Raw genomic sequence first — 10,680 nt, forward strand, 5'->3', positions numbered from 1 at the left:
TGAAGTAAACAATCCGTAGTATTTGCTGCCCCCATTAGTTAAATACACGGTAGATCCGTTTTGAATATTAAATGTCCCACCGGTTGGTTCAATATAATAACCATTGAAATTCACATTTGCAGCTGGCAGAAGTGTAAGAGTTACGCCAGATGGAATTGAAATATTTCCAGTAAGCGTACATGAGCCATCAACATAAACATATCCCATACCTATTGCGCTGGCAACGCTCATCGCATTATTCAATGACGAATAAAGGCTTGGAACTCTCAATTGTAAGAACTGTGTTCCGTATATATCTTCTGTTTCTAAACTTCTGACATCAAGAGTATTATCAAAATATGCGTTGTCTCCGCCAGCCATTGTTGGGGCAGTAGCATCGTGTGCGTAAGAATCTGTAAGAGGATGAGCCAAGCCATGAATATGACCGGCTTCATGCACAACCATTGATTGAACATCGAGGATTGGTGGATTGGCATTCAAATGTTGTTGATCATTTCTCCAGGTAACATTTGTGTTTAACACAATCGAAGCGCTTGACGGTGTCAATTCGTATGTACTCCCATTCCACGATGGATAGCTCCATGCCGGTCCCCAACTATTATAATCCTGAGCTTGGGCAGTAAGAGTTAACCCGGCCGAAGTTGTCCTTGAGAATTGTACTTGCCCTGCATTATTCCAGCTTGTAAATGCTGCATTAACATCGGATATGAAATTATTATACTGGGAATGAGCTATGTGATATTGATATGAAGTAGAACCAAAACATAAAAACGGCGGACCGGAATAAGGGGACTTTCCATATCTGGCACCACCATTATTAGGATCAATTGGCCGAAAGATTCTTTGTCCGTACATCAAAGATGAAGAAATAATAAGAATTACAAGAATAGAAATGTATGTCCGTTTCCCTGTAAAACGGGATTTTGTAAAACTCAACATTTTATTTACCCCCTTTTTCTGATAAATATATGTTAATTCTACCAATGATATCTTCAGCTTTTTCTGAGGAGCCGTAATTGTATTTTGCAACTTCATCATCCTTTAGTAACGAACAATCTATTAATTTATTATTGTTGTTCTTTACTATCGGTAGCTTTCCGGAAATACTGTAAATTTCATAGTAATTTTTATCAGTACGTTCTAAGAAAAGAAGCGCTTCTTCATTTTTTGTAAATCGGAAACTTCTTTCCCCGCTAATAACACGGTCGCCAATTTGTCCTCCCGGAACTTTAATAATTATAGTTTGTTGCGAAAGGTTACCTTTCAATTTAGTTCCAATATTTAATGTTATATAAGTGAATATGAAATCCTTTTGACCAAGGTATTCCTCAAATTTAGGGTTGACATCCTGTACTTTACCAATAACAATAATTGGCGCTGAGGCAACAAGTTCCTTCAATGTTTTTTTGCCCCAGGCAAAATTCATTTGCGCATTAAACACAATGAAAAAAATGACGGCAAGAATAATTTTGAAAGTTTTCATTTTTACCTCCAAATGATTTTTGATTGTTTATTGACCTTTCCCCTATAAGGGGGCAAAAAATTTTATAGACTTATGGAATAATCATATTATATGGTTCTTTAACTGAGATTGTTTTTATTACTTTTCTGTTGTTTAAGTCAATTACAAAAATGGAATTACTGCTGGGGTACGCAACAAATGCAAAATTATCATCAGGCGAAATTATAATCGGAGATTGTTCTCCACTAACTCCTAAATTGATAGTGTCTTTAATAATATATGTATTTGTATCAATGATATAAAAACGACCATCGCTTCCAATTGAATAAACTTCATTACGGTTGATACTATAACCGAGGAAATAGCCACTTAAGCTCCAGGGAAATTTTAATGAAGAACGATATAATTGTTTTGTCTCTAAATTATAAATCCCAAAATAACTTTCTATGTTTCGACTGTGTCCGTCTGATAACTGATAGGTAATAAATAGTCGATTGTCTTTTGACAATTTAAAATCATATATTGAAATACTATCTTGATTATTTTTATTTAAAGTGAATTGTAGGTTATGTAGCCCCGAATTAGTTAAATAAAATTCTAGCTCTGAAAAACTACCTTTTATATCTCCGCTCCAGTGCTTATGAATAACATCCCACTCATCTCCTATAGCTGGGTATATTCTTTCATCCAAAACGAAATCATGTTCTCCTGAAATGAAGTCCTGTATTTTTTGCTCATATAAGTCTATCGAATATGTACCAAAATCCCTGAAACGAACATATATAAGTCCCGGTTCTGTTTTATTTTGTGCAGCTATAAAATATGCGGGTTCTGCATCCTTAAAATCAGTAAAAAAGATATTTTCTAAATTTTCCCCTTCAATATTGTAAACTGCAAACCCAAAAGGTGGTGAGGGATACTGTCCTTCTACTTTTAAAAAAAGATGTTTTCTATCAGTCGATAGAATCATTCCATTAATCGTAATAGTATCTGGTATACTTAAATTAATTTCCTTAACAACCTCAAACGTTTTATAATCTAATAAGTAAAATGTTTTACCGTAGTTGGAATAAACATACATTTTGTTTTCGGTTGTACCGGGTTCAGTAGGCGAACTATTACAGCCAAAGGTTATAGCAGAAATTAAAATCAAATTGAACAATACAAAACTCTTTGCAATCATTTTTTTCACCTTCATTTATGTAATAATTATATGTTCCTTTTACTGAGATTGTTTTTATTACTTCTTTGTTATTCAAACTCAATGGTCCACTCATTGTCAGATCCTGAACTGTAATGTAACGAATTTGTAACGGAAATACTTCCATTCAATGTTGTACTTCCTTGTCCTTGTCCGGTGAGAGTAATGTTAGATTTGCTGGTTAGGCTCGGGCTTTCCGGGTAAGTTCTTGCCTGTAGTTCCACTGTTTGACCGGAGCCGGCATAATTAATTGCAGGTTGAATAGTTCCAAAGTATCCTTTTAACGAGCCGCTTTGTTTTAAGTAAACACAATTAGGGTCTCCGCCTTGAAAGTTTACACTGCCGCCGTCAAGTAAAATACCGTAGCCGTTGAAATTAATATTAACACCCGGGGTTACAGTTAAAGTAATGCCGGAAGGAACTGTAACATTGCCGGTTAAGGTGACATTTGTCCACCAGATTTCATTCTCTGAAAGAGTACCGCTTGTTGTGTAGGATGTTGTCTCTAAATAAGCTTTAAAAGATGCTCCGTTATCATCTGTTGTTAGTGGGTTTGTTGTAAATGAAGAATTATTGCTTAAAAAAGATAGTTGACCAAATTTGTCTTTCTGCCACTTGCTTTTTCTAACTGAATATTCAGTATCATTAAAAAACCAAACTTTACCATTGACGGTTTGATTATCATAAGCAGCAAGATTAAGTCTTTGGGTTTCATAAACATTAGGTACCGTATATGAACTTGGATGCTGAGTTGCAGCAGCTGGATAAATACCAACACCTACATTTCCGCCGTCATTACCATTTAAATCGTTCCTTACGATAATATTCAATTGTGCAGCAGGGTACTTATAATATACGTCAAGGTCTAATGTCATACTGGATTGTAAGCCCCTTGTTCCTTCGCTTTCAGACAAAGCTCCAATTATTATCTTTCTTGAGGCAAGTGAGTTTTGAATTGCAGTTTTAATTGGATTAGATTGAAAACTTAGACCATCATAAGCTAAGCCGGTATGAAGTGAAGTCCCATTTCCAATTGCTGTCCAATTTGCTGCAAGGTCTGACGGGCTTATGGTTGCAACTTGTGTGAGTTAAAGAGTATAACCACTTCCACTATTGTGATAGTTTACAATAACAGTATCAATTGTTGCATTTGTTGGAATTGAATTAAGGCTAAGTTCAAAATATGTTCTGTAAACATTTACCGGATGGGTTGTATCAGTACCTTTGCCTATCGCATAAAAACCGTAATCAAAATTGTTGTTATTAATTTTTTCAATTTGGTTTCCTGCGGTAGATAAATTTGTTAAACGGTATACCCATAGCTGAGCAAAAATATTGCCCGATGCAAAAGTAAGTAACGAAAAGAGCATAATTAACGTTTTCATAACAACTCTCCTATTTGTCAAAAAAATGTTATTTTTATTAAGAGAATAGCCGCAGCAGTTTATTTATCCGCAGTAGTTCTATGCGGATTACACTGCATAATAGGGTGCCAACCTTAGTGTGCTATTCTTTGTTAAGAGGGATAGCGGTACCAGCTCTATCCCTCAAATTATGTTAGCTTTTACCTCCTTAATTATTTTAGTTTGCCGTGTAATATTAAATTTTCCTTGGGACCTCCAGTATTGTCATGTAGCATAAAGAAAATTTCTTTTTCAAACATCATTGGTTCTTTTATTATGCTAACTAAATTCAAAGGGAAAGTATAAAGGTATTCTATATCCGTACCATTGTAATGTGCTAATCCATCCCGCATTCTTAGAAAAATATCTTTTACATTCCTTCCATAAAATTGATAACCAAAATTTGGGTAAGCTAAGGAGAACTGTTTTACAAAACTACCAATAATATACCTATATACATCTTGCCCTATTAGAAAATAAACTTTTCCATTTATATAATGAATATTTCCAAAAACAATTTGACTCTCAGGAGCAGAATATATTTCTTTTATTTCATTACTGTCTAATTTTAATTCATAAAAAGAAACAGTATCACTTGCAATTTGACTTGTTCTAAGAGCAAAAACATAGACTTTATTAAAGATTATATTTTGTTCTTTTCTGATAGTAAGGAATTGTGAATTAAAATCTGCCTTGATAATTTCTTTCCAGGTTGAACCATTATAGTAAAGAATAAATCCCCGCCATACATCTTTACCATCCACTAAATAACCTATTGTTCCGCAGGCATAAATATCGTCTGGACGGTCTCCCCAAATATCATCTACTTCTGATCTGTAAGCACCTTCCACATTATAAACAAAATTTTTAGACCACTTACTTCCGTCATAATGCCAAATTGCAGCAGCACCCTGTCCATCACCCCAGCCCCCACTGCCACCCATCCATACATCATTTGCACTAAATCCGTATAGCGTTTCTCCACCAATATTAATCCATTCTTTTTTGTAAGCGCTCCATTTACTCCCGTCGTAATGCCATAAACGGTCGTATTCGGTTCCTCCGGCACCAACTGCCCATACATCTTGCGGAGATGAACCCCAAATTGAACTTAGCCAGTTCATTGGCATATCAAGGGTGTCTATCTCCCAAACATAATCTCTTCTTCCAGGTTGTATCTCCGGCGGTATAACTGGGTTGCTGTTACAGGAATTGAGGATTAACCAGATACTAATTGTTACTAAAAATATTTTTCTAAGCATTTCAGGCTCTCCTTAGTCGATTCAGCGAATCGACTTACTTTGTAGGTCGGAACGCTGTTCCGACTAAGCATCAGTCGGTTCGGCGAACCGACTTACAATATAGGGGCTGACTAAAAAGTAATTTTTCAATTATTAAGTCTGTGAAAATCCGCGAAAATCAGTGTAGTCCGTGTTCCATTTTTTAAAAAATCTTACTTTTTAGACAGCCCCCAATCATATTTTTGCAAATATAATGATTATGTTAAAAAAACAAATTAGTACGGAATTGACAGCACTGTGGTGAGTATGTATGTTTTTTAAAGAGCGATAAAAACAGCAAGAATTCAATTCGAAATCGAAAGATTTTAAAACAGAAGAGAATAGGAGAAAATAGTTTATCAAAAAAAATGGTATGTGAGAGCGTGATTTTAAGACCCCAATAGATCCATTCCATATTCTTTAGTTAATATTTTTAAGTTAATGAGAATCTTTAGTTTAAAAAAATAAATACAAGATTATTAGTTATGGAGCTATAATTTTCATTATTAATTTAACGCCATTATGTTTATTTTCACTTTGTAAGTGATTGTTACTTATTGTTTACTAACTGATAAACTGGTTAACTGATATTAGTTATGGCTTTATGACGCTGAGTTTTTATCCAAAATTTGTTGAAAACAATAAGGTAACAAAAAATGTTGTTCAGATAAATTTGTATCTCTTAAAAAAATGAAAGTTTGTTTTTACGATGAAGAAAAATAGTTTCTTTTTAATATTTTTTTATAAGTAAAGAAATTTAATTATGCAATTAAGTTCACGCTTTACAAAAGAAATATTAAAAACGAGCCGTTATTCTAAATTTCAGGATTTCCATAACTTAATGAGTTTTAGAATTCGTGATATACTGCTCGTTTCGTCCCTTTACGATTCTTACATTTTTGAAGAAGATGGCAGATTATATGAATTAATTCGCCAAGAATATCAAGGGTTAAGTTTAAGTCACTCTCCAGAGCTAATACAAGTTTCAAGCGGCGTGGATGCAATTCAAATGCTGAGTGAAGAAAAAAGATTTGACTTAGTTATTGTTACTTTACACATCGAAGATATGTCGGCACTTAACTTTGCAAAAAAAGTTAGAGAAACAGGTTTAGATATTCCAATAGTTTTGCTTGGTTACGATAATAGTGAAATGACAGATTTAATTACTAATAAAGATATTTCAATTTTTGACAAAGTTTTTATCTGGCAAGGTGATTACAGAATTATTCTTGGTATTGTTAAATACTTAGAAGATAAGTATAACGTTGAAAACGATACGAAAAGTGTTGGCGTCCAATCAGTAATTCTTATTGAAGATAACATTCGCTTTTATTCTTCTTACTTGCCAATTATTTATACTGAGCTTTTGAAGCAGTCTCAAAGTTTAATTTCAGAGGGGATAAATCTTTCGCATAAATTTTTGAGGATGCGAGCGCGTCCTAAAATTTTATTGTGTACAAATTATGAAGAAGCTTGGAAATATTTTGAAAAATATGAAGAATTTGTTCTTGGTGTAATTTCTGATGTGGATTTTGAGAGAAACGGAAAACCTGATTCCAAAGCCGGGATATTATTTGCACAGCAAGTAAAAGCCCGTCAGCCAGATATCCCTATTCTACTTCAATCTACTGTACCCGAAAATGAAAGGTTAGCTACTAAAATAGGTGCATCGTTCCTGCTAAAAGATTCTCCCACTCTTTTAGAAGATTTGAAGAAATTCATGATTAACAATTTTGGCTTTGGTGATTTTGTCTTTAAAACACCGGACGGCAATGAAGTGGGACGCGCTTCAAATCTTACTGAATTGGAACAAATGTTAAAAACTGTACCAGATGAAAGTATATTGTATCATGCCTCACGGAATCACTTTTCAAATTGGCTTAAGGCAAGAACAGAATTTTGGCTTGCTCATCAACTTCGACCTAAAAAAGTCAGCGATTTTGAATCAACAGCAGCATTGCGTCAACTATTGATTGATTATTTGAGAGATTTTAGAAAAGCAAGACAAATAGGTGTAATCTCAGATTTTAACAAAGATACTTTTGATCCAACAACAACATTTGCACGTATTGGCGGTGGTTCTCTTGGTGGTAAAGCTCGCGGTTTGGGCTTTGTAAATAATTTACTTAGCAATTTTGACTTGAGATATAAATTCAAAGATGTGAAAATTTTTGTCCCTTCTGGAGTGGTTATCGGCACAGAAATATTTGATCAATTTTTAGATGATAATAACTTACGCGAATATGCATTGCGTTCAAAATATGATAGCGAATTAATTGACAAATTTATTAATGCAAAAAAATTTCCTGAATCGGTTATAGAAAATCTTACCTGCTTCTTAGAAATAGTTAAAGAACCAATAGCTGTAAGGTCATCGAGTTTACTGGAAGACTCACAAGGGCAGCCATTCGCCGGCGTCTATGATACTTATATGCTTCCTAATAACCATCATGAATTAAAAGTTAGATTGAAACAACTGCTTAATACAATAAAAAGAATTTATGCCTCAGTATATTTTCAAAAATCTAAAGACTATATAAGAGTAACTTCATACCGTTTAGAAGAAGAAAAAATGGCTATCATCATACAAAAAGTAATTGGTTCTGAACACAATGGGAAATTTTATCCTGAGTTTTCTGGAGTCGCAAAATCGTATAATTTTTACCCAACACCGCCATTAAAATCATCAGATGGAATTGTTTCTGTTGCACTTGGTTTAGGTAAAACAATAGTCGAAGGTGGAAACACAGTAAGATTTTGCCCAAAGTACCCACGCCATATTTTACAATATTCAGCTATTGGAGATATTTTGAATTACACACCAAAAGAATTTTATGCTATTGATATGAGCCAAAATGACTTAGACGAATACTACTCTGATGACTTAGTTACAAAAAAATTTGATTTGATGGAAGCTTACGAAGATGGTACTCTAAACATTGTTGGTTCTACCTATTCGAAAGATAATCACGTTATATACGATGGCGTTGCAAGAGCTGGTACAAAACTTTTCACAATGGCTCCTTTATTAAAATATAATATATTTCCACTACCACAAATTTTGGATATTCTTCTAGAACTTGGAACTTGGGGTACTGGTTCGCCCGTAGAAATTGAATTTGCTGTTAACTTAACAGTACCCGAAGGAAAACCAAAAGAATTTGGCCTGCTTCAGATGAGGCCACTTGTTATTAGCCACGAAATCGAAGAGCTTGAACTAGATAGTTATTCTTCGAAACAATTGTTATGTAAAAGCAATCAAGTACTTGGTCATGGAATTATAGATGATATTTATGATATTGTTTTTGTAGATAAAGACCTATTCGAAAGAAAAAATTCTAACGAAGTAGCACACGAAATTTCACAGTTTAATTCTAAGCTAATAAATGAAAATAAACCTTACTTGTTGATAGGACTGGGGCGATGGGGAACAATGGACCCTTGGCTTGGTATTCCAGTTACTTGGGAACAAATAAATGGAGCAAAAGCAATTATTGAATCGAACTTTACCGATTTTAATGTAACCCCTTCTCAAGGTTCTCACTTTTTTCAAAATTTAACATCTTTCAAAATTGGTTATTTTACTGTAGATGGCTTTAGTGAAGATGGATTCATTGATTGGAATTGGCTTAAACAACAACCTGTCTTAGAAAATAAAAAATACACTAAGCATGTTAGATTAAAAAAAGCATTGACTATTAAAATTAATGGTCACGAGAACAAGGGAATAATTGTTAAACCGTAATTATTTTTTAGACTTGTTAAATTATTCCCTAATCCATTTGATTTTACTGTTGTTGGGGGCTGTCTCAAAAGTAAAATTTTTTAATAATAGCCCACATATAAACACAGATTTAACGGATGCTTCTGAACTTCAGCACAAGTTTTCAAGGACCTGCTTTCAGCAGACAAGTTTTTTATTTGAACCATTACTTTTGAGACATCCTCTACTAACAAATTTTTTATGGTTAATTCACTAATTTTGTTATGTTATTATTTATAAAATTGACCGAGGTAACAAATGCCATTAAAAGAAATTAAGCCAGCCAAAAGAACAGAAAATATTACTTATGCTGTGAGAGATATTGTAGTTGTTGCAAATGAGGTTGCAAGAACTGGTAAACAAATGTTGTACTTAAACATAGGTGATCCAAACTTATTTGATTGGGAGCCACCTAAACATTTAATTGAAGAGACATACAAAGCAATGAAGAAAAACTATAATGGCTATGCACCATCGTCGGGTATTAAACAAGCAATAGAAGCAATTGAAAAAGAGGCTGAGAAAAAAGGTATAAAAAATGTACAAGATATTTTTGTTACTACTGGTGCAAGCGAAGCAATTGATATTTGTTTAACAGCTCTCGTTAACGAAGGTGAAAATGTTTTAACACCTACTCCTGGTTACCCGCTTTATACTGCTATTCAAAGTAAATTGCAAACTATGGAAAATCCATATTATTTGGATGAAAACAACGGTTGGCAACCAAATATAGACGATATTAAAAATAAGATTAACGAAAAAACTCGTGCTATAATTTTAATTAATCCTAATAATCCAACAGGAGCAAATTCTTCCCCTGGAACACTAAAACAAATTATTGAATTAGCTCTTGAACATAACCTTGTAATTTTTTCAGATGAGATTTACGATAAACTTTTAATGGATGGTAAAAAGCATACTTCAATTGCTTCTCTTAATTCTGATGTGCCTGTAATTACGTTTGGGGGCTTGTCAAAAAATTATATGGTGCCGGGATTTAGGATAGGTTGGGGGATAGTAAGTGGTGATAAAACTATTTTAAAAAATTATATTGAAGCTATTAACAAACTTTTAAGAGCACGTTTATCTGCGAATCATCCTGAACAATATGCAATAGCACCCGCTTTGTTAGGCGACCAATCACACTTGGAAATAGCAATGAAAAAATTAACAAGCAGAAGAAATCTTACTGTTGAAATGATGAACGCTGTACCAGGTATTTCATGCGTAGAGCCAGAAGGTGCTTTTTATGCTTTTCCAAGTTTGCATAATGTAAATAACGATGCTCATTGGGCAACTGAATTGATAAAAGAAAAAGGAGTGGTGATTGTTCCAGGCAGCGGCTTTGGTCAAGTACCGGGTACTAATCATTTCAGAATTGTTTTTCTGCCCCCAGAAGAAATCCTTGAAAAAGCATATAAAGCAATAGCTGAGTTTCATGAAAGATATGTTGAAAAGTTCGTCAATGCTGAAATTAGATAAATGCGTTATTAATTAGAGACTTCAGAAAGTTATTTATACGTTTATGGTCATTCCCACGTGGAAATCCACCACTTCGTGGAAAGTGGGAA

At 33.9% G+C, this 10,680-nt stretch carries 8 protein-coding genes; 2 read left to right on the top strand and 6 right to left on the bottom strand.

Translation table 11 applies throughout. From position 1 onward, the window contains the following. The 6 genes from ABRY23_14050 to ABRY23_14075 form a co-directional block, all read right to left on the bottom strand. A partial coding sequence (locus ABRY23_14050; protein MFA3784178.1) for a matrixin family metalloprotease occupies positions 1 to 939 on the bottom strand: 939 nt, incomplete at its 3' end. Between the two features lies 1 nt (position 940). Next, on the bottom strand, positions 941 to 1,483 hold the full coding sequence (locus ABRY23_14055; GenBank protein MFA3784179.1) for a hypothetical protein: 543 nt from the start codon (positions 1,481 to 1,483) through the stop codon (positions 941 to 943). 70 nt (positions 1,484 to 1,553) lie between these two features. Beyond that, positions 1,554 to 2,645, bottom strand: coding sequence for a YncE family protein (locus ABRY23_14060; GenBank protein MFA3784180.1), 1,092 nt, complete (start codon positions 2,643 to 2,645; stop codon positions 1,554 to 1,556). A 68-nt stretch (positions 2,646 to 2,713) separates the two neighbouring features. Continuing rightward, the gene (locus tag ABRY23_14065; GenBank protein ID MFA3784181.1) at positions 2,714 to 3,577 is read right to left on the bottom strand and encodes a hypothetical protein; all 864 of its coding nucleotides are present in this window, start codon (positions 3,575 to 3,577) and stop codon (positions 2,714 to 2,716) included. 174 nt (positions 3,578 to 3,751) lie between these two features. Further along, the gene (locus ABRY23_14070; GenBank protein MFA3784182.1) at positions 3,752 to 4,048 is read right to left on the bottom strand and encodes a hypothetical protein; all 297 of its coding nucleotides are present in this window, start codon (positions 4,046 to 4,048) and stop codon (positions 3,752 to 3,754) included. Positions 4,049 to 4,239: 191 nt separating this feature from the next. Continuing rightward, the gene (locus tag ABRY23_14075) at positions 4,240 to 5,328 is read right to left on the bottom strand and encodes a hypothetical protein (GenBank protein MFA3784183.1); all 1,089 of its coding nucleotides are present in this window, start codon (positions 5,326 to 5,328) and stop codon (positions 4,240 to 4,242) included. Positions 5,329 to 6,109: 781 nt separating this feature from the next. On the opposite strand from ABRY23_14075, the gene ABRY23_14080 reads away from it, so the two are divergent. Beyond that, a complete protein-coding gene (locus ABRY23_14080; GenBank protein MFA3784184.1) occupies positions 6,110 to 9,091 on the top strand; it encodes a PEP/pyruvate-binding domain-containing protein in 2,982 nt (993 codons plus the stop codon). A 276-nt stretch (positions 9,092 to 9,367) separates the two neighbouring features. Then, positions 9,368 to 10,591, top strand: coding sequence for an aminotransferase class I/II-fold pyridoxal phosphate-dependent enzyme (locus ABRY23_14085; protein ID MFA3784185.1), 1,224 nt, complete (start codon positions 9,368 to 9,370; stop codon positions 10,589 to 10,591). Positions 10,592 to 10,680: the final 89 nt, after the last annotated feature.

The sequence above is a fragment of the Melioribacteraceae bacterium 4301-Me genome, from assembly GCA_041538185.1.
In the GTDB taxonomy this organism is placed as follows: Bacteria; Bacteroidota; Ignavibacteria; order Ignavibacteriales; family Melioribacteraceae; genus Pyranulibacter; species Pyranulibacter aquaticus.

Excerpts from the sequence above, each read along its gene's own strand:
- ABRY23_14055 (MFA3784179.1), bottom strand. The coding sequence starts at position 1,483 with ATGAAAACTTTCAAAATTATTCTTGCCGTCATTTTTTTCATTGTGTTT.
- ABRY23_14060 (MFA3784180.1), bottom strand. The coding sequence starts at position 2,645 with ATGATTGCAAAGAGTTTTGTATTGTTCAATTTGATTTTAATTTCTGCT.
- ABRY23_14070 (MFA3784182.1), bottom strand. The coding sequence starts at position 4,048 with ATGAAAACGTTAATTATGCTCTTTTCGTTACTTACTTTTGCATCGGGC.
- ABRY23_14075 (MFA3784183.1), bottom strand. The coding sequence starts at position 5,328 with ATGCTTAGAAAAATATTTTTAGTAACAATTAGTATCTGGTTAATCCTC.
- ABRY23_14080 (MFA3784184.1), top strand. The coding sequence starts at position 6,110 with ATGCAATTAAGTTCACGCTTTACAAAAGAAATATTAAAAACGAGCCGT.
- ABRY23_14085 (MFA3784185.1), top strand. The coding sequence starts at position 9,368 with ATGCCATTAAAAGAAATTAAGCCAGCCAAAAGAACAGAAAATATTACT.